Annotated in this window: 21 protein-coding genes and 1 pseudogene; 6 read left to right on the plus strand and 16 right to left on the minus strand. The window is 60.1% G+C overall.

Going from position 1 to position 22658, the window contains the following annotated elements; genetic code table 11:
* Positions 1-126: 126 nt before the first annotated feature.
* The 3 genes from NKH29_RS29460 to NKH29_RS29470 form a co-directional block, all read right to left on the minus strand.
* The gene (locus tag NKH29_RS29460; protein WP_502911315.1) at positions 127-993 is read right to left on the minus strand and encodes a sugar ABC transporter substrate-binding protein; all 867 of its coding nucleotides are present in this window, start codon (positions 991-993) and stop codon (positions 127-129) included.
* Positions 994-1134: 141 nt separating this feature from the next.
* Positions 1135-1920, minus strand: coding sequence for an ATP-binding cassette domain-containing protein (locus tag NKH29_RS29465; RefSeq protein ID WP_023718514.1), 786 nt, complete (start codon positions 1918-1920; stop codon positions 1135-1137).
* Entirely contained in the window at positions 1917-2969 is a 1053-nt protein-coding gene (locus NKH29_RS29470; protein ID WP_352484917.1) for an ABC transporter permease, read from the minus strand. The genes NKH29_RS29465 and NKH29_RS29470 overlap by 4 nt, the downstream gene beginning before the upstream one ends.
* A gap of 166 nt (positions 2970-3135) precedes the next feature.
* Between NKH29_RS29470 and NKH29_RS29475 the strand changes: the two genes are divergently transcribed.
* Positions 3136-4047 (plus strand): GntR family transcriptional regulator, encoded by a 912-nt coding sequence (locus NKH29_RS29475; protein WP_352484916.1) that lies wholly within the window; start codon positions 3136-3138, stop codon positions 4045-4047.
* Between the two features lie 129 nt (positions 4048-4176).
* On the opposite strand, the gene NKH29_RS29480 is transcribed toward NKH29_RS29475, so the two are convergent.
* Positions 4177-4770 carry a DJ-1/PfpI family protein gene (locus NKH29_RS29480; RefSeq protein ID WP_023718517.1) on the minus strand — a complete coding sequence of 198 codons (594 nt, stop codon included), beginning with the start codon at positions 4768-4770 and terminating at the stop codon, positions 4177-4179.
* Between the two features lie 127 nt (positions 4771-4897).
* A complete protein-coding gene (locus NKH29_RS29485) occupies positions 4898-5590 on the minus strand; it encodes a GntR family transcriptional regulator (RefSeq protein WP_352484920.1) in 693 nt (230 codons plus the stop codon).
* Between the two features lie 338 nt (positions 5591-5928).
* On the opposite strand from NKH29_RS29485, the gene NKH29_RS29490 reads away from it, so the two are divergent.
* Genes NKH29_RS29490 through NKH29_RS29500 form a run of 3 tightly spaced genes read left to right on the plus strand, consistent with a single transcriptional unit; the run spans position 5929 to position 9490 of the window.
* The gene (locus NKH29_RS29490; RefSeq protein ID WP_352484915.1) at positions 5929-7152 is read left to right on the plus strand and encodes an iron-containing alcohol dehydrogenase; all 1224 of its coding nucleotides are present in this window, start codon (positions 5929-5931) and stop codon (positions 7150-7152) included.
* A gap of 17 nt (positions 7153-7169) precedes the next feature.
* The gene (locus tag NKH29_RS29495; protein ID WP_352791942.1) at positions 7170-8657 is read left to right on the plus strand and encodes an NAD-dependent succinate-semialdehyde dehydrogenase; all 1488 of its coding nucleotides are present in this window, start codon (positions 7170-7172) and stop codon (positions 8655-8657) included.
* 11 nt (positions 8658-8668) lie between these two features.
* Positions 8669-9490, plus strand: a complete 822-nt coding sequence (locus NKH29_RS29500; protein WP_502895978.1) for an alpha/beta hydrolase — start codon at positions 8669-8671, stop codon at positions 9488-9490.
* Between the two features lie 126 nt (positions 9491-9616).
* Here NKH29_RS29500 and NKH29_RS29505 read toward each other — a convergent pair whose 3' ends face one another.
* From NKH29_RS29505 to NKH29_RS29525, 5 genes are all read right to left on the minus strand, one after another.
* On the minus strand, positions 9617-10696 hold the full coding sequence (locus NKH29_RS29505; protein ID WP_352484911.1) for an ABC transporter ATP-binding protein: 1080 nt from the start codon (positions 10694-10696) through the stop codon (positions 9617-9619).
* Between the two features lie 9 nt (positions 10697-10705).
* Positions 10706-11551: a carbohydrate ABC transporter permease gene (locus NKH29_RS29510; protein ID WP_352484910.1), complete on the minus strand. Its 846-nt coding sequence runs from the start codon at positions 11549-11551 to the stop codon at positions 10706-10708.
* Positions 11544-12407, minus strand: coding sequence for a carbohydrate ABC transporter permease (locus NKH29_RS29515; protein ID WP_245278558.1), 864 nt, complete (start codon positions 12405-12407; stop codon positions 11544-11546). Before NKH29_RS29515 ends, NKH29_RS29510 begins: the two co-directional genes overlap by 8 nt.
* 129 nt (positions 12408-12536) lie before the next feature.
* Positions 12537-13727 carry an extracellular solute-binding protein gene (locus NKH29_RS29520; protein ID WP_353001192.1) on the minus strand — a complete coding sequence of 397 codons (1191 nt, stop codon included), beginning with the start codon at positions 13725-13727 and terminating at the stop codon, positions 12537-12539.
* 155 nt (positions 13728-13882) lie between these two features.
* Complete coding sequence (locus NKH29_RS29525) at positions 13883-14518, minus strand: GntR family transcriptional regulator (RefSeq protein ID WP_502895979.1); 636 nt, start codon at positions 14516-14518, stop codon at positions 13883-13885.
* A gap of 135 nt (positions 14519-14653) precedes the next feature.
* On the opposite strand from NKH29_RS29525, the gene NKH29_RS29530 reads away from it, so the two are divergent.
* Together NKH29_RS29530 and NKH29_RS29535 are read left to right on the plus strand one after the other, a co-directional pair.
* Positions 14654-15793, plus strand: coding sequence for a mandelate racemase/muconate lactonizing enzyme family protein (locus NKH29_RS29530; protein ID WP_352496630.1), 1140 nt, complete (start codon positions 14654-14656; stop codon positions 15791-15793).
* A 299-nt stretch (positions 15794-16092) separates the two neighbouring features.
* Positions 16093-16533: a hypothetical protein gene (locus NKH29_RS29535; protein WP_353001193.1), complete on the plus strand. Its 441-nt coding sequence runs from the start codon at positions 16093-16095 to the stop codon at positions 16531-16533.
* Here NKH29_RS29535 and NKH29_RS29540 read toward each other — a convergent pair.
* The 6 genes and pseudogenes from NKH29_RS29540 to NKH29_RS29565 all read right to left on the minus strand — a co-directional run.
* Complete coding sequence (locus tag NKH29_RS29540; protein WP_352496629.1) at positions 16526-17833, minus strand: NRAMP family divalent metal transporter; 1308 nt, start codon at positions 17831-17833, stop codon at positions 16526-16528. The genes NKH29_RS29535 and NKH29_RS29540 overlap by 8 nt on opposite strands.
* A 170-nt stretch (positions 17834-18003) precedes the next feature.
* Positions 18004-18720, minus strand: a complete 717-nt coding sequence (locus NKH29_RS29545; protein WP_352496628.1) for a pentapeptide repeat-containing protein — start codon at positions 18718-18720, stop codon at positions 18004-18006.
* A 594-nt stretch (positions 18721-19314) separates the two neighbouring features.
* Entirely contained in the window at positions 19315-19680 is a 366-nt protein-coding gene (locus NKH29_RS29550; RefSeq protein ID WP_023721803.1) for a hypothetical protein, read from the minus strand.
* A gap of 144 nt (positions 19681-19824) precedes the next feature.
* The gene (locus tag NKH29_RS29555; RefSeq protein ID WP_245278716.1) at positions 19825-20202 is read right to left on the minus strand and encodes a VanZ family protein; all 378 of its coding nucleotides are present in this window, start codon (positions 20200-20202) and stop codon (positions 19825-19827) included.
* A gap of 408 nt (positions 20203-20610) precedes the next feature.
* Positions 20611-21597: a methyltransferase gene (locus tag NKH29_RS29560; protein WP_353001194.1), complete on the minus strand. Its 987-nt coding sequence runs from the start codon at positions 21595-21597 to the stop codon at positions 20611-20613.
* Positions 21598-21933: 336 nt separating this feature from the next.
* A pseudogene (locus tag NKH29_RS29565) lies at positions 21934-22185 on the minus strand (DUF2285 domain-containing protein); the annotation flags it as partial.
* Between the last annotated feature and the right edge of the window lie 473 nt (positions 22186-22658).

Below are 22658 nucleotides of genomic sequence, written 5' to 3' on the forward strand. Positions count from 1 at the left end.
CGCCCCCCGCGGACACCAGCACCCTTCGCCGGGTCTCCCCCCCCCTCCCCCCACCCCCACCCCCCCCCCCCCCCCCCCCCCACCCCCCCCCCCCCCCCCCCCCCCCCCCCCCCCACCACTGGTTGATCACTCGAAGTCCTTGACGTTCTGCAGCGTCACCAGTCCGGCGCCGGTATCCACATTGGCCTCGACGGGTTCCCCACGGATGGCCTTGACGACAGTGTCGATGCCAAGCTCACCCATTTTCGCTGGAAATTGAGCTACGCTGGCGTCCTCCGCCCCCGACTTGATCGCCTCGATCTCACCGCAGCAGGCGTCAAAGCCGACCACTATGAGGTTGTCGTTGGCAATGCCGGCATTGCTCATCGACTTGACGGCGCCAGGGATCGGCGGGCCGCAGGCCGAGTAGATCGCCTTGAGATCGGGATTGGCGGTCAGGATATCTTCGGCCACTGACGTACCAAGTTCCAGCGTGCAGTTGGTTGCACCCTTGCCGACGACCTCGACCTTGACGTCGCCCAATCCTTCCATCATGCCGGTGACCCGGTCATCGAGAGCCGGCACCCCGGGAACGCCTTGCAAAATACCGATCTTGTCACCGCTCTTGAGCACCGTCTTCAAATACTCTCCGGCGATCTTGCCGCCGTTGAGGTTGTTGGTCGAGACCAATGCCGTCTGGCCTTTCCAGTTGGGAATGCTGTTGTCGACGAGAACCACCTTGATGCCGGCGGCGACCGCCTTGTCGAGCGCCGGCGCGACCGTCGGGTCGACCGGCGTGATTGCCAGCCCCTTGACGCGCTGCGTGATCATGGATTCGATCAGTGCGATCTGACCTTCGATGTCGGTGGCCGCCTGGCCCTGGCCGGTGACCAGCTCGATTTCCGGATGAGCGGCCGCGTATTTTTTGGCGGCGTCCTCCATGGTCGAGTAGAACGGCACCGGGAATTTCGTGATCAGGCCGATCTTGATCTTGTCTGCGGCCGAAGCCGGCATAGAAAACGCAACGGCGATCGCCAGCCCTGCGAACAGTTTTCGGTTCATTGGCATTGTTTTCCTCCCTTGGATTGAGACGCCTCCCTGCGCGAGACGCTTCAGGCATTTGCGGACCGGAACGGTCCCCAAATCTCGAACGGGTCAGGCTCCAACGATCATGGAAACCAGCTCCTGTTTGTTGTCCTTGGTCGGCACCAGTTCGCCGACCCTGCGGCCCTGGCGAAGCACCACCGCGCGATCGGCGAGTTCGACGACGTGTTCCATGTTGTGAGTGATCAGGATGACGGCATTGCCCTGGTCGCGGAGCGCAGCAACCAGATTGAGCACCTGCCGTGATTCACGCAGGCCGAGTGCGGCGGTCGGCTCATCCAGAATGACAACCTTGCGGGCGAATACGGTCGAGCGGGCCACGGCAATGGCTTGTCTTTGTCCACCCGACATCATGGCGACGACGGCATCCAGCCGCGGCAACGTGACCTTGAGATTCACCAACAGAGCGCGGGTCTCGGCGTCCATTCGGCGCTGCTGCAGAAATCGCAGGCCGCGCGGAAGCCATTGCGGGCCAGCCAGCTCGCGGCCGGCAAAGAAGTTCTGTCCCGGTGTCAGATTGTCGAACAGCGCCAGGTCCTGATAGACGGTCTCGATGCCGGCGAAGCGCGCATCCGCAGGGGAGCGTATCTGCGTTGGCGCACCATCCAAAAAGATCGCGCCGGCATCGAGTTGGTGCACCCCGCTGATGCATTTGGTTAGCGTCGATTTACCCGCGCCATTGTCGCCGAGCAGGCCGACGATCTCGCCTCGCCGCACCTCGATGCTGACATCGTCCAGAGCCAGAACCGAACCGAAACGCTTGGTCGCACCGCGTACCGCCAGCACGGGATTGTCCGCGGTGACCGCATGATCGACGTTGGCCGCAGCAGCGCTCATGACTGCCTCCCGGCTTGCATGACACGCACACGCCCTTCGAGGTAATTGCGCAGCACGTCGGACTCGACCGCTATGACGATGACCACGCCGATGACGATGAGCTGGAAAAAGACGTTGACGTTGAGCAGGTTGAGCGCGTTGCGGATAACGCCGATCATGATGGCGCCGATCAAGGCATGGCCGAGGTGGCCGCGACCACCAAGAAAGCTGGCGCCGCCAATGATCACCGCCGCGATCGTATCCAGTTCCAGCAGATTGCCGAAGAGCGGCGAACCGGCGTCGGTGCGGCCGGCAAGGATGACTGAACCGATGCCGGCGCACAGCCCTGAGATGACATAGACGGAAACCAGGACCCAGGACACGGGAATACCCATGCGCAACGCAGCGTCGGGCCGGCCGCCAACCGCATAAATCCAGCGCCCCCAGACCATGGTTTTAGCCATGACGAAAAGCACCGCGGCAACGCCGGCAACAACGAAAACCGATCCAGGCAGACCCCAGACCGCGTCGCGGCCAAGCGCATCGATCGAATCCGGCATGCCAGGGATGGCGCGGCCATCGGCCAGTTGCAGCGCCAACCCCTTGGCGATGCTCAATGTTGCCAGCGTGATGATGAAAGGATGCGGCAGTCGGCCGAAGACATAGAAGAGCCCGTTGATCGCGCCGACCGCGGCACCGCAGCCAACCATCACCGCGATCACAACGATGGCGGGGGCGCCAGCATGAAAGCTCAGCGCGCCAACGACGGAAGCCAGCGCAAGGTTCGAGCCGACGGAGAGATCGATGCCGCGTGTCAGGATGACCAGATGCTGGCCCATCGCCACAACCGAGATGACGGCCGTCTGGGCGAGGATGTTGCTGAGATTGCGTCCTGTCAGGAAATAGGGTGACAGAAAGCTGAGGACGGCGACCAGCAGCACCAGGATGACGACCGGACCAGCGCTCAGCAGCATCAGGCCAAGCGCAAGGCCGGGGACGGCTTCTGACTTCCTGGATGCCGGCAACGCGGCCTCGCCGACAGTCGTGCCGGTGTTTCCCGTTTCAGGCAAATTTCCCCTCCCCGCCGCAGCTTGTGCGAGCCGCGTCGTCAAAAACTCAGTTCGTGTTCAGGTCCTCTTCTTATCGATAAAAAACAACTGGTGTAGTCGGGTCAAGTTGTTTTTTATGGATAAAGTTCATGCTAAAAAGGACAAGGTATTGTTCCAAGGAAATCCGATGAGAACGGACACCGTCTACAAGAAGGCCTTCAATCGAGCTGCAAATATGCTGCGCGACGGACAATTGGCCGGCGAACTTCCTTCCGAAAATGAGCTTAGACGGCGAATGTGCGTCAGCCGCACAACCGTCCGAAAGGTCCTGCGAGAACTTGTTAACCGCGAACTTGTCACCGAACGCCACGGCCTCAGAGCGACGGGCCGCGCGGTCGGCGACAACGACTACTATCCGGACGCCGAAACTACGCCTCGCGCCAAGCATGTCGAACAGCAGTTCATGGAGTGGATGCTGCGGGGTGACACCAGGCCCGGAACCAGCATCAATGAGCTTGAGCTTGCACGGCAATTCGGTGTTGCGACCAATGGAATTCGCGAATTCCTGATCCGCTTCAGCCGGTTTGGACTGATCGAGAAAAGGCCGAATACAGGCTGGCTTTTCAAGGGTTTCACTGAAGACTTTGCACTTGAGCTCTTCGAGATCCGGGTGATGTTTGAACTGCGTTCGGCACAACTGTTTTCACTGCAGCCGAACAGCTCTCCGCTATGGTCGAAACTCGCCGCGCTCAAGATGGCGCATGCCGACCTGCTGGAGCGAATTGAGAGCCGCTTTCACGACTTCTCCGGCCTGGATAACCGGTTCCACCGGCTTATAAACGAGGCATCACCGAACCGCTTCATCGATGATTTCTACGACATCATCATGTTCATTTTTCACTACCACTATCAGTGGAACAAGCAGGACGAAAAGCAGCGCAACCTTGCCGCAATCCACGAACACATTGCCTATATCGATGCGCTTGAGAGCCGCAACGCCACTCGGATTGAGGTAGCCTGCCGAGCGCATCTGGCTTCAGCAAGGGAAACACTGATGCGTTCGCTTACGGGATTTGATGAAACGAGCATCAATGCATAACGAAAGAGCTTTGAACCTGGGGGGCAAACAGCGCGATGCGGGCGTTTATGATCCGAAGCCGAATTGCGGTGACAATGCCCTTCCAGAAAGGGAACCGACGCACCCCTTTGAGACGCGTCGGAAGAAGGTCTACGCGTGGCGGATTTCTGTCCCAAGCACGTTCAGGCACTCGCGGATAAACGCTGCAAGCGCCGTCCAGCCCTTGGCTGAAACCATCGTGCCGTCGACATATGCCTCCGTTGGAGACAGGTCGATATAGGTGCCGCCCGCAAGCGTCACTTCGGGCTCGCATGCCGCCAGTGCGCCGACCTTCTTGCCACGCACGACGCCGTCTACCGCAATCAGGATCTGCACGCCGTGGCAGATCGTGAAAATCGGCTTTTTGGTTTCGTGGAAGTGGCGCACCATCGCCTGCACGCGCTTGTCGGTGCGGATGTATTCGGGCCCACGACCGCCGGCGCAGTACACAGCGTGGTATTGCTCCAGCTGCTTCTCAGCGTCGGAAAAGGTCTTGTTGATCAGCGCATAGTGGCCGAGCTTTTCGGTGTAGGTCTGATCGCCCTCGAAATCGTGCAGCGATGTTTTGATCAGGTCTCCGGCGCTTTTGTCTGGGCACACAACGTGAACCGTGTGGCCCACCGCTTCCATCGCCTGCTGGTAGACGAAGATTTCGTATTCCTCGGTGAATTCACCGGTCAGCATTAGGATCTTTTTGCCTGGCATGGTCGTACCTTTCCTGTGACAACGGCCGGGCGAGACCTGTACTCGCCCGGTGGGTTTGACTTTCTAGAAGGGTGAATCGGGGAAGTATCCTTGGCACTGGCCTGTGATCAAAGACATCGGGACAGTCTCAGTCGAACGCCAGCAACAAACGGTCGCGGGAATGCTCGATATGGCGACGCATCGCCTGCTCGGCAGCGGCAGGATCGGCCGCAGCGAAAGCGGCCAGAATGGCCTCATGCTCGTCGAGCGCCTCCTCGGTGACGCGCGAATGGAACATCAGGCGAAATATGTGGAAGTGGGTATGCTGGTGCGCCAGCGTCTCGCGCACGAGTTCGTTGTTGGCGAATTCCATGACCTTGTCATGGAAAATGGCATCCTGGCGGGCGAAGTTGGAATACCTCAGACGCTCGTCCTTGCCTTCACGGCGCGCCATGACGCCCGCCGATTCCTGAAGCTGTGCGAGCTTTACCTCGTCCATGAGCGCGGCTGCCTTGGCCGCGCCATGAGGCTCGAGCAGCAGGCGAAGCTCGTAGAGCTCGTCAAACCGTCGTTTCGTGATCTGCGGCGCAGCGCGGTAACCGATCAGATGCGTCTTCAGCACCAGGCCTTCGCCTTCGAGCCGGCCGAGCGCCTCGCGGATCGGCGTGTGGGAGACGTTGAATTCCTTGACCAGACTGTCGACCGTGATGCGCGAGCCCGGCGCAATCTTCAGCGACATGAGTTGCGCAAAAATCGCTTCGTAGACGTCCTCAACCAGGCTGCTGGAGCGCTGGATACGCCCGCCGGCGAGGTTCGGTTCATCTAGACTGGGTAAGTTCATGGCCTGCATTTTTTGCCCCTTGACACATTGAGTTGCTAACACGATGCTTCGGCCAATGCAATCCTATATCCTATACGATTTTATAGAGGATATAATTTGAGGCTGTTTCAAGACAAAGCAATCGTACTTGCGATGAACCTGCTGGAGCAGCGGGCCGACTCCGCGGGCCGGGCTTCCTCACCGTCCGAGCCTGAACGGACCGTCAGCGCTCCGGGCGATGGTTCAACGCGTCGGAACGCAAGCGTGCTGCAAGTGGGGTTTGACGTCAAACCCAGCCTTTGGGCCGAGTTGAACGGCCTTTCGCATTCCAATCCAGACATCATCACAGGATGCAGATAATGAGCCTTTTCGCTGCCATAAGGCTGCCGCGCGAAATCCTCTTCGGGAAGGGCCAACGCCACGTCATTCCGGTTGTCGCGGCCAGGCTCGGGCGTCGCGTGCTCGTCTGCACCGATGAACGTTTTGCCGCAACGGGCCCGTTTGGAGAGATCGTCGCGGCGCTGCGAGCCAGCTCGATAGACGTACTGGTGCATGACCGCGTGCTACCCGACGTTCCCCGGGACACCGTTGCCGTCTGCGTCGAGGAAGCACGGAGGTTCGCGCCCGACATGGTGATCGGCATTGGCGGCGGCAGTTGTCTCGATATGGCCAAATGCGCCGCGTTGCTCATCACTCACGGCGGTCAGCTCCAGGATTACTACGGCGAGTTCAAGGTGCCCGGCCCGACGCTGCCGCTGATCGCGGTGCCGACGACAGCCGGCACGGGCTCTGAAGTGACCCCGGTCGCCGTAATCTCCGATCCGGATCGCACCCTGAAGGTCGGCATCTCCAGCCCATATCTGATCGCGGCCGCGGCCATCTGCGATCCTGAACTGACGATGACATGCCCGCCGGCATTGACGGCGATCGCAGGCGCCGATGCGCTGACGCATGCAATCGAGGCCTTCACCGCCGTCAGGCGGGGGACCGATCCCGGCCTTCCGCAGAAACATGTCTTTATCGGCAAAACCGCTTTGACCGATCATTTCGCCCTGCTGGCGATCAAGTTGCTTGGCCGAAGCCTTGAAACGGCATACCGCCAGCCCTCTGACGAGGACGCCCGGGCCGACGTGATGATGGGTGCACTGGCCGCCGGCTGTGCGTTCGGAACGGCCGGCACAGCGGCAGCGCACGCCGTGCAATACCCGGTTGGCGCGATAACCCACACCCCTCACGGACTGGGTGTCGCCACCATGCTGCCATACGTCATGAAGTACAACAAAACAGCCGCAGCGACCGAGATGGCCGAGATCGCCGACGCGCTCTGCCTCGATGCAAAGGGCTGTACGCCCGAAGAGTTGGCCGACGCGACCATTGGCGAGGTCAGTCGGCTGTTTGGGGCAATCGGGATCACCCCCTCGTTGGCCGAACTGGGGCTGCCCGCCGATAAGCTCGATTGGACGGCCGAACAAGCGATTGGTATCGAGCGCCTCATCAAGAACAATCCGCGTCCATTCGACTTGGGGTCCATGCGACGCCTGGTCCAGGCCGCCTTTGATGGCGACCTCGCCAGCATCATGTAACAATCGGGAATATCGAGATGAACACGTTTTCACAGGTTCTGTCGGATGATCAGGGAATCAGCGACTTCCACACAATCTCGCACGGGCTGTATATTGGCGGCCAATGGCGCCAGTCCGCGGATGGCAGGGTGATTCCGGTCGTCGATCCTTCGACCGAGGCTGTCATCGCCGCTGTGCCCGATGCGACCGTGAACGACGCGGCCGCTGCCGTTGACGCCGCTGCCAAGGCAGCCCATGGCTGGCGGACAACGTCGCCGCGAAAGCGTTCCGAGATCCTCAGACGCTGCTTTGAACTGATGACGGAACGATCAGAGGCGCTCGCGACTCTCATCGCATTGGAAAACGGCAAGGCTCTGCGGGATGCCCGCGGCGAGATCGCTTATGCCGCGGAATTTTTCCGTTGGAATGCCGAGGAGGCCGTTCGCATTACTGGCGAATTCGGTATTGCGCCTTCCGGCACCAATCGCATCGTGGTCGACTACGAACCGATCGGTATCTGCGTCCTGATCACGCCTTGGAATTTTCCTGCCGCGATGGCGACCCGCAAGATCGCGCCAGCACTTGCCGCTGGATGCACGGTGATCTTGAAGCCAGCCAGCGAGACCCCGCTTACCGCCTACGCGCTGGCCGCGCTCTATCAGGACGCAGGCGTGCCACCGGGGGTGGTCAACGTCCTGACGACCTCCAGTCCCGGCCCTTTGACAGCCGCCATGCTGGCCGACCCGCGAGTGCGCAAGCTCTCCTTCACCGGTTCGACGGGTGTGGGTCGCGCTCTGCTGGCAGAGGCTGCCAGGCATGTGGTTTCGTGTTCGATGGAACTCGGCGGCAACGCACCGTTCATTGTGTTCGACGACGCTGATCTCGAAGCGGCGCTCGATGGCGCAATGGTAGCCAAGATGCGTAACGCCGGTGAGGCCTGTACGGCCGCCAACCGCCTCTACGTGCAATCTGGCATTTACGAAGCCTTCTCGGACGGCCTCAAGAAGCGGATGTCGTCGCTCAAGGTCGGCCCTGGCACCGACCCGGACACGGAATGCGGACCCATGATCACGAAAAAGGCGGTCGAGAAGATAGATCGCCTTGTCATCGACGCGGTCGCACGCGGCGCGCGGGTCATGTGCGGCGGCTCAGTCCTGTCCGGAACTGGTTTCTTCTACCCTCCTACAGTGCTTCGCGACGTGCCAGGCGACGCAAAGATGGCGCATGAGGAGATATTCGGGCCCGTGGCGCCGATCTCGAGCTTCGACACCGAGGCTGAGGTCATCACACGCGCCAATGACACCGAATATGGGCTTGCTGCCTACATCTACACGCGCGATCTGGCGCGCGGCATGCGGGTGGCCTCCCGGATCGAGGCCGGGATGATCGCTGTCAACCGGGGGCTGATGTCCGATCCGGCGGCCCCCTTCGGCGGCGTTAAGCAGAGTGGGCTCGGCCGCGAGGGAGGGCAGCATCACGGCATTGCCGAGTTCATGGAGGCGAAATACCTCGCCATCAGCATGTGAGCGGAGAAAGCATGCAAGACGATCCCTTTCGCATCCGCGACCACGTCGCGGATTTTGACGAAATCGTGCAGGACTTCGTTGGCCGCAGCGAGGCCGCCCGCGCCACCATTGCGATGACCGCGGACGTGGCCTGCGGACCGGATCCGACCGAAACCATGGATCTGTTCTTTCCCCCGGGGAAAAGAACGGCGCTGCCGGTGCACATCTTTGTCCATGGCGGCTACTGGAGAATGTTCTCCAAGCGCGACTATTCATATGTCGCGACGACGATTACCCAGGCCGGGGCCATTGCCGTCATCCTTGATTATGCTCTGATGCCCAAGGTCCGAATGGCGACGATCGTCGACCAGGTGCGCCGCGCCAAGCAGTGGATCCTGGCCAACATCGCCGATCATGGCGGAAACCCGGCGGCCCTGACTGTCAGTGGTCATTCGGCTGGAGCACATCTTGCAACGTTTCTGTTCGACGGCGAGCATACCCCCTCGAATGTGAGGGCAGCCCTTCTGCTGAGCGGGCTCTACGATTTGAAACCGCTCCAGGATTCCTTTCTCGCCGACGAGATTGGAATAACCGACGAGGAAGTCGCCATGTTTACGCCGCTCGCCTGTCGGCATGATCCTCAAACCAGGGCGGCGGTTCTGGTCGGAGCCAATGAGACGCCACCCTTCCATCAGCAAGCCGATCGATTCAAAGCAAGCTTGGTGCGGCAGGGATCGTTGGTAACGTCGCATGTGCTCCCGAACCGCAACCACATGGACAGTGTCAGAGATCTTGGCGTGCCAGGGACGGAGGCTGCTGATTGCCTGACAGAACTGATCGCCAAGGCCCGCTGACTACCCTGCCGAGATACCGCTCACCCAGCGCAGCTTGACCGCAAGCGGTCCGCATTCGCTCCGGATGAGTTCGAGGCGACATCGCGGATCCCTGCGCCACTGCGTCCAGCCGCTGGTATCCACGTCCTAAATGTCGATGCGCTGCTCGCTATCCGGATCGAACAGGTTGACGCTCGCCGGATCGACGGCAAGAAATATTGGCTCTTTGCGCCGGCCGGCAAACCTCGGCGGCAGGCGCGCGATGATCGCGTTCTCGCCGACCTGCACAGTCACCATGGTTTCAGGCCCGGTGGGCTCTACCACGTCGATCTCCCCAATGATCGAAGCTCGATTCTCCGCAACGGTTCTCAGCTCTTCAGGCCGTATGCCCAACATCACCGGTCGCTCAGAGCCCACCTGCCGGTTCCGCGTCGGCAACACGATCGATACACCGCTCGCTTGAAACCGGACACCCTCCGAATCCGGGACCAGTCGTCCGGCAAGGAAGTTCATTGCCGGAGATCCGATGAAACTTGCCACGAACATATTGGCGGGCCGTTCATAGATGGTGCGCGGATCGCCCAATTGCTGGATGTAGCCGCTTTTCATGACGGCCACCTTGGTGCCCAGCGTCATCGCCTCGATCTGATCATGCGTGACATAGACGATGCTCGTGCCGAGACGCTCGTGCAGGCGCTTGATCTCCGTGCGCATTTCCACGCGAAGCTTGGCATCGAGATTGGACAATGGCTCGTCGAAGAGGAACAGCTCCGGGTCGCGCACGATCGCGCGGCCCATCGCAACGCGCTGCCGCTGTCCGCCCGAAAGGTTGGCGGGGCGTCGATCGAGCAGATGGGAGATTTGCAACATTCGCGCGGCATCTTCCACGGCACGCGTGCGCTGGTCGGCGCCCACGCCACGCATTTCCAATCCGAAGCCGATATTCCTCGCGACCGACATGGTGGGATAAAGCGCGTAGGATTGGAACACCATCGCGATATTGCGGTCCTTGGGCGCAAGGTCGAGGACCGAGCGTCCACCGATCAGGATGTCACCGCTGGACGTGTCGTCGAGGCCGGCAATCATGTTGAGCAAGGTCGACTTGCCGCATCCGGACGGCCCGAGCAGAACCAGAAAGCCTCCGTCCTCGAGCTCGATGTCGACCCCGTGAAGAACCTGTACGGAGCCATAGGACTTGCGCACGTCCCTGATGGAAAGTGTCGCCATGCGAAACTCCTAACCTTTGATGGCGCCTGCAGTCAGCCCCTGGACCATGGTTCGCTGGACAATCGCGAAGAGAACGATGACAGGGATGATGCTGAGAATGCCGCCTGCCGCCAGAACGCCCCAAGGAAGCTGGAACTCTCCGACCATCAGTTGCAGGCCCACGGGCCAGGTGCGAGACCCCTGCCCCGTCGTGAGCATCAGGGCGAACAGGAACTCATTCCAGGCCGCGATGGCAATGAACACCGAACTTGCGACCAGGCCGTTCCGCGCAAGGGGCATGACAATACGGACCATGGCGCCAAGCCTTGTCGAGCCGTCGATGCGAGCCGCGCTCTCGAGTTCCTTAGGTGCCGAATCGAAGAACCCCTTGAGCATCCACACGAACAGCGGCAGCAGGAAACTCGTATAGGCAAGCGCTAGGCCGAAACGGCTGTCGACGAGCCCCACACCGCGCATAACAACATAAAGGGGAATGATCATCATGACTGCGGGAAACATGCGAACGACAAGATAGCCGAGCATGAGCTGATCTCGGCCTCGAAACGCGAAGCGAGAAAATGCATAGGCGGCAAGCGTGCCCGTGACGACGCAGATCGTCACCGTCAGCAAGGTAACGACGAGGCTGTTGCCTATAAGCCGTGGGAAACCCGACTGCGTCCAGATGGCGACATAATTGTCGAAGGTAACGCGGCTCGGGAGGTACTGCATCGTCTGGGTGACAATGTCGGCCTCATATTTGAGGGATGTCAGGAACATCCAGATCATCGGACCGATGCAGAACACCGTCAGGCTTGCGAGCACGATGTAGGTGGCGATGTTCGCGATCATCCGCCGGTGACGCTTGCTTTCAATCATCGCCCTGTCCTTTGGTAATCCTGGAGATGCGGATATACCCGGCCGCGAAGATCATCAGGGTCACGAACATCACCACCGACAGGGCGGATGCGTAGCCGAAATTGAACTCCTTGTAGGCAGTCTGAAAGGCGTACAACGACAGCACTTGCGTGGCATCTCCCGGTCCGCCACCGGTGAGAATGAGGAGCAGATCGGGCGAATTGACCAGACCGATGACGCGCAGGATCACTGCCGCCGCGATGACGGTCTTGAGCATGGGCAAGGTGATCAGCCTGAGCTGCGCCGCCAGGCCTGCGCCGTCGACCGCCGCTGCCCTGTAGAGATCCTCGGGAATACCCTTCAGGCCCGCGAGCAGCAGCAGCGCGAAGAATGGAAACCCATGCCAGGCCTCGACGAGAATGGTCGCCGCAAGCGCAGTATTGGGATCAGCAAACCATGCCTTGTAGGCCTGCAGGACGCCTAGCCGGACAAGAAGATCGTTGATGACTCCGAGCCGCGGATCGAGCAGCAAGGCCCACATATGGCCCGCTACGACATTGGGCAGGAAGTAGGGAAGCAGGATGAGCACGGCGAAGATTTTCGTGCCCGGCAAATCCCTGTTGAGAGCTGTCGCGGCGAGCAGACCAAGCGATAGTTCCAGCACGACCGCGGCAGCAACCCACACGACGGTGTTCTTCAATGCGATCCAGAATACCGGGTCTGACCACATCGCTAGATAATGTTTGAAGCCGACCCAGCCATCCAACCCGGGACGCGTCAGACGCATCTCGCGAAAGCTGATTGCCATGCCGTAAAGCGTCGGATAGGCGATCACGAGAAGGATAAGGGCGAGGCTGGGAAGGAGCAGCAAATACATCCAGTATCGGGTCTCGGATAGTTCGCCGAGAGCCCGCATAGGCAGATATCTGCTCGAGCTTATTATCATGAATCTGCGATGCGAAAGCACCGTCCCGTTGCGTTCTGAGCACGGCTGCACGTCCGGGGATCAGCGGAGCGCCGCCTCCAGGCCCTGGATCATGCGGTCTACTGCCTGTTCCGGCGTCGACTGACCCGTCAGCACCGACTGGAAAGCGGGATTGACGACATTTTCGGACCAGCCCGCGGCGCCGACGAAATTGTTCGGCAGGCGTCCGAACTTGAGCGTTTCCGTCGCCGCATTATAGATCGGATTGCCGGTGATCCGCTGATCCTGCAGCGCAGCGGCGGAGGCCGGAAAATAGCCGGTCCCCTCGAGCAGGGCCAGGGCAGCGTCCGTTTGGCCCCAGAAGCTCACCCACCGCCAGGCAGCCTCGATATTGTCTTCCTTCATGACGCCGTTGCCGGCGTACGCGACGCGAGCGACATGCGCCTTCGGACCGGCCGGCATCGGCGCGGTCGAGAATTGTTCGCCCTGCTTCATCGCACTCGAGATTTCGTTCAGCGAACCGGTATGATGCCACACCATCGCAGTCTGCCCGGTGCGGAAGGCTTCCATGATCTGACGGTAGCTGTCGTGGGGCGCGCTCGGCGGCACGACCTTTTCCTTCAGGAAGAGATCGGAATAGAACGTTATCGCCTCAATCGCCGCGGCCCTCTCGATGGCCGGCTGCCCATCCTTGACGATCGGCGAGCCGAACGCCTCTATGACATCGATGACATATTTGAAACCGCCGGCGCCGGCGCGCATGCCGAAGGCATACCTGCCCTTCGAAGGATTGGTCAGTTTGCGGGATGCCTGAAGGAATTCGTCGAAATTTCGGGGTGGCCCCGCCAGTCCAGCTTCCTCGAAATAGTCTGCGCGGTAGTACATCCAGTCAACGAAGGCGAAGGCGGGAACCGCATAAATGACGCCATTGCTTGAAAGCCCGGTCCAGCGGTTGTCGGGAAAGTTCGCCTTGCCCTCCCACCCATTCACGCGCTCGGTAAGATCGATCAATCCCTCCATCGCGGTAAGATCGGCGAAGCGCTCGGCGATCACCATGGCGGTATCGGGACGCCCGCCGGCCAGCACGGCCGATGAAACCTTGGCCATATATTCCGAGTTCGGGATGTTTTCCTGGGTCACCGCCACATCTGCATTGGCCGCCTGAAACAATCCGATGATCTTGAGTAAGCTGGCCATTTCCGACTGACTGGTGAAGTGGTGCCAGTAACTGATGGCACTCGCGGCACGGGCACCACCAATGCGCCCTGCCATCGCGAGGGCCGCCGAACCCACGAGAAACTGCCTTTTGTTCAACCGCATGCGAACCTCCAAGATATCAGATCAGCAGACTGATCGATCAGTTGGAGTGTTGGGTAACATCATTTCCCAAGCCGTGCAACCGCGCCGGAGAGGCAAGCAACGACGTGTCAGACCAGACCAAGGTTCCGCTGCATGGCCGCCTGGAAATGGGACTGCAGCTTTGCTTCGGCAGCGTCGGCATTCCTGGTGCTGCAAGCCTCAAGGATGTCGAGGTGTTCCTTCAGTGTCCGGATCATGATTGGCGAGGTGAGTTTGCTGTCCAGCCGCAACAGACGTAGATAATTGTGCATGCGCCGATAGGTGCTATCGATCAAGGGATTGCGCAGCGCGCCGATGATTGCGCCATGCAGCTCTCCCTCCAGCGCATCCATCTCCTCCAGTTGCTCCTTTCCCACACCCTCCCGTTCGATGCGCCGGACCAGCCGGGAGTGCCGCATTTCCAAGGCATTCATGACGGCTTCATCGCCCTGCTCGGCAAAGACCCGAATTGCCGATCGCTCTATGATGGCGCGGAATTGGTAGGTGGCGCGCGTGAGCTCCATGCCAGGTTTTATGAACTGGATTCCGGAGCGTGGATGGATGGTGAGAATTCCTTCCGCCTCGAGCTTGCGCAGAGCGTCACGAAGCGGAGCGACGGGCACGTCAACGATCGCGGACAGTTCGCTCTGCGAAACGAATGCCCCGACCGGAACGCGCCTGTCGAACAAGCGTTCCAGAATTCGTTCGTAGGCAACATCGCTCATACGGGTGGCCGCCACCAGGGTATGAGAGATGGCTTTTGCTTTGTCCGCCACTTGCGGCACCTCCATTGATTCGGTACTGAGACATCTTAGCTGATAGATCAGTGCGTTATCATAAACGATCAGAAAGCCCCTGTGATGAGCCTTTCGCATTTTCGTATAACCCGATTTCAGTTCGCCCGCGACCGGGTAATCGGGGACAGTCAGGTTCGAGCCGACGATGTAAACGTCGCTGCGCTGGAACTCGTTTCGAAAAGTGGTGAAGTGGGACTGGGCTTCATCCAGACGCTCTTCAATCCCCTGCCCGACCAGACTGAGATTGAGACCGTTTTCGAAAACGAGGTTTGGCCGGGGCTGAAAGGACATAAGGCGATCGCGCTGGTTCATCGTGTGAACCGCCCGCGCGGTGGCAATCAGCGGGCGTACTCCCTGCCTTTTCATGAAGCGATCCAGGTGGCGCTTTGGGATCTTGCGGCAAAGGAAGCTGGCCTACCCCTTCACGTGCTGCTCGGCAGTCGTCGCAACCGTGTGAAAGCCTACGCCAGTGGCCTCGATTTTCACCTCGACGACGATGCTTTCGTCTCCTTGTTTTCCCACGCGGCGTCGCTTGGCTATTCCGCTTTCAAGATCAAGGTCGGCCACCCGGATTTCGATCGCGATCTGCGGCGCCTGGAGCTGTTGAAAACCTGCGTGCCGGCAGGCTCGGAAATCATGATCGACCCGAACGAGGCGTGGACCTCGAAGGAAGCGCTAATGAAATTGGTGGCGATCCGCGATGCCGGCCACGATCTTCTCTGGGTCGAGGATCCAATCCTGCGTCACGACCACGAAGGATTGAGAATGCTCAGGCAGGCAATGACATGGACTCAGATCAACAGCGGCGAGTATCTGGATCTTCAAGGCAAACGGCTTCTTCTGGAAGCCCACGCAGCCGACATCCTGAATGTCCACGGTCAAGTCACCGATGTTATGCACATTGGTTGGCTGGCCGCCGAGCTCGGCATCCCGGTCAGCATCGGCAACACCTTTCTGGAGATCGGCGTGCACATGGCGGTCGCGCTGCCGGAAGTCGAATGGCTGGAATATTCGTTTCAGAACTTCGATCATCTGGTGGAACAGCCCATCGAAATCCGGGACGGCTACGTCTATGCGCCCGATCGACCTGGCCATGGATTGGTACTGTCCGAAAGAGCGCGCGGCGAATGGATGAGACCAAGGCGCCTGATACGGTCGGAACTGGGTACCGCGCCAGAAAATGCACGCCTCCCTGGCAAGTGAGTGAATGACCGAGCCAGCTTGGGAGTTGGCGATGCATGGCACAATTCACGCCACCTCGAAGACCACATGTCCGAAGAACGTGCCGACACGATGCGCGCGATCATCTCCTGGGGCGCTACGCGGAGTTGTTCGGCTACGACGAGCCGTCGAAGCAATTCGACCTCGAGAACCCGGCGTGAGCGAGTTCGCAGGGCTGTCTTCTCAGGAACATTCCATGATTTCGATCGAACAGGCTGCCAATTAATTTAGGCATCGTCCTGCCGCGCGGGTCCGGGATCGGGTTCCTCGGTGCTGGAATTATGTTTCTCAAGAAGGAACTGAACGTGTGCGACCTCAATACTGCGCCGACCCGCTGGTCTTCCGCCGCGTTCGGCGTCCTCGCCAAGCCCGCCGGACGCTCCTCGCCGCGGTCGCGGCTGGTTAACCGAGTTCGAGCCCAGTTTCTCGTCCGTGTGGTCTGCCGCAATCCCGACGTCGGCATCGGTCATCTGAGCCTTCGGCGCCTCGACCGCCCCGATCTGAAGAGCACCCGCGCGTTTCAAGGTAACGTCCAGCAATCGGCGACAACCCGCAACCAATGCCGGTTGAAGCTGTTGTGGGACGGCTCGGCCTCGAGCCTGCGGTTTCGGCAGCGCGATAGTCTAGGGCGTCGAGACCTTGATAGAGTGTCGAAGATAGCTTCCGGCCTGGTTTCCACCGCCATACGAACTGCGGCGGGTGATCAATTGGCTGTCACATGAACCAGCTCATGAGCATTCCGACCATGCACATCGCCATAGCGATCGTGGAGGCCCATCCCAGCCAGCGCAGCCAGCCCTTGACGGTGAAGTCGCCCATGACCTTTGGCTGGGCTGTCATTATCATCATGACCGTCATGACCGGAACGGCGACGACACCGTTGACGACGGCTGTCCAATACAGCGCCTTGATCGGATCGATTGGACCGAACGTGATCGCTGCTCCGAGCCCCGTGGCCGCGGCAAGAGTGCTGTAAAACGCCACAGCCTCCCCAGGTCTGCGCGACAACCCCACGGGCCATCGTCTCGCCTCGCCAATGGCGTAAGCCGCCGCGCCGGCCAGGATTGGTACCGCCAGCAACCCTGTCCCGACGATGCCGAAAGCGAAGATAGCAAAGGCAAAATCGCCGACGATCGGCCGCAGCGCCTCGGCCGCCTGAGCGGATGTCTCGACGTCGGTGATGCCGGCTTTGTTCAAGGTCGCCGCGGTCGCGAAGATGATCGCCAGCGCGATGACGTTGGAGAATGCCATGCCTATGAGAGTGTCGGCGCGTATTCGCGAGAACGCGTCGACCGCCTGACGTGGAGCCCTCAACAACGATTTTCTGCGATGATTTGCGTGGACCTCTTCGGCCTCCTCTGACGCCTGCCAGAAGAAGAGATAGGGCGAAATCGTCGTGCCGAAGATAGCGAGAAGCGTAGTGAAGAACTCGTTGCTCCAGACAATTCGCGGGACCAGCACGCCACCCAGTGCTTCGGCCCAGGGAACTTGCACAGCAAACACGACAGCGACATACGAGAACAGGCTCAACGTCATCCATTTCAAGATGAGCGCGTAGCGATCGTAGTTCACGAAAACGATTCCAATTACGCAAATGGCTGCGAACAGGACGACATAGAGAACGGTCGGGCCGCCGATTAGAAGCTTCGTCGCATCGGCCATGGCGCTGAGATCGGCGCCGATGTTGACGGTATTTGCGATGAACAGAAGAGTTACGATGGACTGTAGAAGCCAATTCGGATAGTGGCGGCATAGATTGCCTGCGATGCCGTGGCCGGTGGTCCTTCCGATGCGCGCACTGATTTCCTGAATCGCGACCATCAGAGGATAGGTCAGCAGCATCGTCCATCCGATTGCGAACCCGAGTTGGGCCCCCGCCTGGCTATAGGTGCCGATCCCGGATGGATCATCGTCCGACGCGCCAGTGATGAGGCCCGGCCCCAGTCTGCGGAGGATCGTCTTCTTCACGGGAGAGACAGATGAACTCGGTCGATTTTTCTTGGAAGCCGCCAGCTCATCCATTGCGTCGGGTCCACAGAGCAAAGCCAGCAGCACCAGTAGCTGCCGCGATTTCGCCAATACCAATACCGTAGAAACGTGCCACTTTGGCGGAGGATCTCCGCCCTCCGAAGGCAGAAGTTACAGGTTCGAATCCTGTCGGGTGCAGCATTGCCGCAGTTCGTTTGCGACAACTATTCCTGCTGGAATTGACAGGGCCAATCTTCAGGCCTCGTCAAGCCAGAAGTCAACTCGGTCCGGGCGTCTCCGCAAGCCATGTTGAGCTGCCACTGGGACAGACCCACCGAATTGGAAAGGTCGAGGCCCTCGATACGGGTCAGAAACAAAAAAGCGCGGTCAAAGTCTACCGGCGCGGTGAACGTCGCTCCTCGGAAGTCCGCCCGTGCGAGATTGGCAAACGAGAAGCGGCTGCCGCTGATATCGGCGTCATGGAACTGCGCACGCCCCAATTCTGCCTTTGTGAAATCAACATTGGTCAGATTGGCGTCCTGGAAATTCGAGCGCTGCATTTCCGCGCTCGCAAACACAGCGCCCTGCGCGTCCATACGGCTGAAGTCGGTCCTGTAGGCCTCGATTCTGTCGAACCGGGCGCCTTTGGCGGTCGAGTCGGCCAGGGAAGCACGCACAAGCGTTGCCTTCTCAAGATTTGCGGCAACGAGATTGCTGTTCCTGAGGTCGGTCGAAGTGAAATCAACACCGAACAGGTTCGCCCCGCTCAGGTCCTGTCCTTCTAGGATGAGAAGCTTCTTGTCACACTCGCGCCAATTGACGCCAGGCGTCGCGGCTGCGTCGCAATTTTGAGCGGCAGTGGCGTTCTGCCAAGCAAACACAGTGCAAAGCGCTAGAACCAAGCCGGATGCGCCGTAAGCTCTGATTCGCCTCAAAGTCATTGTTGCTGGACCTCTGCTACTCGCCGACACTCAACCTTACCACATCTGCTGACACACGAGCCACGGTGACCACCGCGGTCACAGTTAGCGCATTTCTCATATTCACGATTTGATGTTGATCAACCGATCAACCCGCGCGTGGGGCGCGATTTGCGAGCGCCTCCCCATATCATCGCCGGTCCAGCAGAGCGCCCTGAAAGAATCGCCAGCCCGAAAGCGGACTATAACGCTAGCATCGACTACGCGCGCGCAGAAGCAAGCCGTGAAAACGTGGTTGTGAAGATCATCGAGTAGCGTGCCGGCTAAGCGTATCTCTAGGGAGCGAGGATGATCACGCCGCCAAGACGACACGGCGTGCCGATCGCGAGATACTGCCAGGAGGCCATGGGGCCGGGATTCCAAGCCATCGTAGGTTGCCTGCTTGGGCCGGATGGACGCGAGGCGAAATCATGCAATCCCCGCGACGGCTCATCGCCGCCGACAATATGGACCCAGAAAGAGAGGCGAGGACGGAAGCGGAGCTTGCGATTGCCGAGCGATGGTCTTCTTGCTCGTCGGTCCTCTCTAGCGGGTTCCCGGGAGGGCGATGCAAAGCTAAGTCTCTGCGCGGCGACGCCACCACGTGAGCCCGCAAGCGAAGACCCAGTTGAAATAGATGAGGGCGATAACCGGCCCGGCCAGGGGACCTTGCAGGTGCCAATAATCAAGGAAGTACCGTGCGCCTTCTGATAGCGTTCCATACGCCGTACCTACGAGCACGACGCATGCGGTAACAAGCAATCCGTTAGCGATATGGAGTGAAGGTATAGTGCGCAGTGCGTTGAGCCAAGCGGCAAACGAGACCGCAGCTAATGGCAGGCAACTCAACGCGCCCGCGATCCACCCGTGGCCAGCGCCAGCCAACGCGATGAAACCGAACAGCAGCAAGGCGCCGAACAGCGAGGCGATGACGTATTTCATGCGTCTAGTTCCGGGACTCCGAGTCCTTCTTAGCTACGGCCATCCCATTCTCCTCGCGGAAATCCTTTAGCGAAGCGTGCCGCAAATCCTATTCACCGCGCAAGTACTTTACGCGGCCAGCCCGTACTTGCCAGGATGCGACCTCTAGGAGAAGCCGTCAGCTAATTTCTTTGTCCAGCTTGCAATCGCGAGCCCGCACGCGATGCCGACACAATCGGCAAACCAGTCGAAGATATCCATGTCGCGACTTATTATTTGCATGCCCTGCAGTATCTCGATCGCGCCGCCAGTAAGGGCGAGAAAAACTATCAGCCTTGCTCTGTGCTCTGGCCAACCAAGACTGCCGATAGCCGTCAACACGACGAACGCTGCGGCGTGATTGAGCTTGTCATCGTGAGAGGTGAACCCGAAACCAAAATTCTGCAAAAGCCACACCGGTGAGAGCGCGAGCACGAGGACACCGGCCAGTGTGACCAGAAAAGCAATCCTTGCCACGATGGGAAAAGGTCTCGCACGCAACAAATCAGGCCACTCCTTTTATCCGAACCTAGGACGCCGCTACTTCGAACATAGCCATCCGCACGTGGCGGCACATTGGGGAACAGAGTCCATTGCCGCAGATGGCTGGGAAAAAGGTAAATTGGAATCTCGGTAGGCTTCTGCGTTTAATACGGCAGTATCAGGGCGGGCGTCAGAAGCGGGCTGCGATCGGTGCCACCGACCAATGCAGCAATCGGAGGGGGAGTTTGCTGCGCGTACCGAACCGGCCACCCGGTTGTTCACCAACGGCGGCCGCGCCAGCAAGAGCTGCAGCGGAAAAACCAAAACGAGCTGCTCGGGCGGCAGCAGCGACAAGACAGCCGCAACCGCAATCAAGTCGCGGGGCGCCTCGGAGATCCCTGCGTCCGAAAATCAACGATTCAGCCACGGTCAGCCCGTGAGGCGCGCACGAAAGAGCGTGGAGCCGTCCGCCAGGCGCGACCTCGAAATATCCCGGAATCCAGCCTCGGTCATCCACGCGCGATACTGACCTTCAGTGTACGATTCGCCGTGGCGATAGAGGTTCAAGAAAGTGACATTCAGAAAGACACCCTCAGGCGGGCCGAGGCGGTCGTCATCGACGACACCCCACCCCGCAATTGCGATCTCGCCTCCGGGTGTGAGGCAACGTGCCGCGTTCAGGATCGAACTGCGCGCCTGGTCCGGCGGAAGCACCTGGACGACGGCCTTCAGGATCGCCAGATCGTGCCGACCGATCGATGGAGCGACAGTTATGTCCCCCTCTTCGACGACCACGTCGTCTGCACCGTATTCTGACAGGATCGCTGGCGCGACCGCTGCGACCGTTGGGAGCTCCATCAGCGTCGCCGCAATCTGCGGCCACCGCTCCCGAAGTCCGACAAGAATGGTCCCGGAGCCCCCGCCGATGTCGATCACCGAACTGATCGCCGAGAGGTCCATCTCCCGGGCCAAATGTCGGCCGAAAATCACCCCGCCCGGTGCGAGCCTGCGGCTGAAAGCCGCCGCGGCCTCGGCCCGCGCTTCGGAGAAGTCGTGCAGCGCAGCCGGCCGGTTCTGTCGCAGCGACTCTGCCGTCAGCAAGTCGGCTCCCCAGAGCTCCCGCAGGAGGGCATGATCGCCGCCGCGATAGGTTGGCTTGGACGCGTCGAGGAAGGCTGACGCTTCGGCTCCGTTGCGAAATTGACCATCGTTGACTTCGAGAAGACCAATGCTGGCGAGCGCGTAGAGGAGCCGCGACAGACGATCGGGCTCGACTTGGAGCGCGGCCCCAAGGCCGTCAGCGGTCACCGCGCTGCTCCCGAGCCGGGTGAAGATGCCGAGGTCCAGCCCGGCGCGAAGCGCCAAGGCCGCGGGCACCGCTGCGATCAGTTTGTCGATCCGATCAGAACCAACCATGCCACATCTCCTTGCGCAATCCAGGACCGAGTTTGAGGCTCGGAAGATCGGATTGGACCGAGGCGGCGCTGTCCTCACCTATCCAAGCTGAAGAGTTGTGCGACCGACCGTGAAAAACACGCCGCACTCTACAGCACGACCGGTCTATCAGGCATTGCACCACGCCAGTGGCGTGGAATTGGGTTGGGCTGTACCCGGTGCGCGGGTTTGTGAAAGATCATACCCGCGCCGCTGCTTAGCTACTGAAATTTGGGACTTCAAAATGCCGTTCAAACGAGCCGTCCATACCATTCCGATCTTCATCGCGGTGACTTTCACCAGATCCTGGCTTCGCAGCGCGCCACCGGAAAGAAGATATCGATAGCCGTTGATGGTCATCCAGTGCGCGCGCGCTAGATGCGTCTGCCAGGCTGTGAAGGCCCGCTCCGGCTCCTTGTCCGAATCCACGTGCAGAACGATCCTAGAAACTTCCCTCCAATCGGCCCCTTCGTCAGAAGCATCAAGCAGGCGGATAAAGGTAAGCAGGTGCTCTTCGTCGTAGCCAGGCGCCTCGTCGGCAACGTCGGTGTCTAGCAAGGGCTTGAGCATGGCCCAAGAGAAAAACGCACCCGTGGCAAAGCGTCAAGCGAGAAAAGCTCGCCAGAACGCTATCGTAATCACGATCAGATTGCGCACCAACTCCGGATGCTGGATGGCCGTTCTGAAGCGCCGAGGCACCCGAACAGCCGGGGATGTCTGCCTGGCGATGCCGAGGGCGCGAGAGTTCGGCGATATCATCGCCGCTGCTTCCGCGGGCTCATGCGCGTGTCGCGCAGACCGGTCCGGCTGTAGCCTTCGACGTCAATGGGACGCTGACCTGGCACTTCTCAGACAGCGGGCCCAGTGATCTGGGCCTCGTTCCTGCCGCTGCCGATCGGTGGCATTGTGTCGGACCTCGACCCCGCCGAATAAGCTGCTGTTGCATTGCTTCATCAGCAGGCTGCCGACCTCGAGCGCCTCCCAACCTTGTCTGGAGCTGATGAAAGCGAAGCGTGCCGGTTGATATTTGCAACGAATGAGGT

Origin of the sequence: Mesorhizobium sp. M1295 (assembly GCF_040318135.1) — a bacterium.
GTDB lineage: Bacteria > Pseudomonadota > Alphaproteobacteria > Rhizobiales > Rhizobiaceae > Mesorhizobium.

Excerpts from the sequence above, each read along its gene's own strand:
- NKH29_RS29460 (WP_502911315.1), bottom strand. The coding sequence starts at position 993 with ATGCCGGCTTCGGCCGCAGACAAGATCAAGATCGGCCTGATCACGAAA.
- NKH29_RS29465 (WP_023718514.1), bottom strand. The coding sequence starts at position 1,920 with ATGAGCGCTGCTGCGGCCAACGTCGATCATGCGGTCACCGCGGACAAT.
- NKH29_RS29475 (WP_352484916.1), top strand. The coding sequence starts at position 3,136 with ATGAGAACGGACACCGTCTACAAGAAGGCCTTCAATCGAGCTGCAAAT.
- NKH29_RS29480 (WP_023718517.1), bottom strand. The coding sequence starts at position 4,770 with ATGCCAGGCAAAAAGATCCTAATGCTGACCGGTGAATTCACCGAGGAA.
- NKH29_RS29485 (WP_352484920.1), bottom strand. The coding sequence starts at position 5,590 with ATGAACTTACCCAGTCTAGATGAACCGAACCTCGCCGGCGGGCGTATC.
- NKH29_RS29490 (WP_352484915.1), top strand. The coding sequence starts at position 5,929 with ATGAGCCTTTTCGCTGCCATAAGGCTGCCGCGCGAAATCCTCTTCGGG.
- NKH29_RS29495 (WP_352791942.1), top strand. The coding sequence starts at position 7,170 with ATGAACACGTTTTCACAGGTTCTGTCGGATGATCAGGGAATCAGCGAC.
- NKH29_RS29500 (WP_502895978.1), top strand. The coding sequence starts at position 8,669 with ATGCAAGACGATCCCTTTCGCATCCGCGACCACGTCGCGGATTTTGAC.
- NKH29_RS29505 (WP_352484911.1), bottom strand. The coding sequence starts at position 10,696 with ATGGCGACACTTTCCATCAGGGACGTGCGCAAGTCCTATGGCTCCGTA.
- NKH29_RS29510 (WP_352484910.1), bottom strand. The coding sequence starts at position 11,551 with ATGATTGAAAGCAAGCGTCACCGGCGGATGATCGCGAACATCGCCACC.
- NKH29_RS29515 (WP_245278558.1), bottom strand. The coding sequence starts at position 12,407 with ATGTATTTGCTGCTCCTTCCCAGCCTCGCCCTTATCCTTCTCGTGATC.
- NKH29_RS29520 (WP_353001192.1), bottom strand. The coding sequence starts at position 13,727 with ATGGCAGGGCGCATTGGTGGTGCCCGTGCCGCGAGTGCCATCAGTTAC.
- NKH29_RS29525 (WP_502895979.1), bottom strand. The coding sequence starts at position 14,518 with ATGAGCGATGTTGCCTACGAACGAATTCTGGAACGCTTGTTCGACAGG.
- NKH29_RS29530 (WP_352496630.1), top strand. The coding sequence starts at position 14,654 with ATGAGCCTTTCGCATTTTCGTATAACCCGATTTCAGTTCGCCCGCGAC.
- NKH29_RS29535 (WP_353001193.1), top strand. The coding sequence starts at position 16,093 with ATGTTTCTCAAGAAGGAACTGAACGTGTGCGACCTCAATACTGCGCCG.
- NKH29_RS29540 (WP_352496629.1), bottom strand. The coding sequence starts at position 17,833 with ATGGATGAGCTGGCGGCTTCCAAGAAAAATCGACCGAGTTCATCTGTC.
- NKH29_RS29545 (WP_352496628.1), bottom strand. The coding sequence starts at position 18,720 with ATGACTTTGAGGCGAATCAGAGCTTACGGCGCATCCGGCTTGGTTCTA.
- NKH29_RS29550 (WP_023721803.1), bottom strand. The coding sequence starts at position 19,680 with ATGAAATACGTCATCGCCTCGCTGTTCGGCGCCTTGCTGCTGTTCGGT.
- NKH29_RS29560 (WP_353001194.1), bottom strand. The coding sequence starts at position 21,597 with ATGGTTGGTTCTGATCGGATCGACAAACTGATCGCAGCGGTGCCCGCG.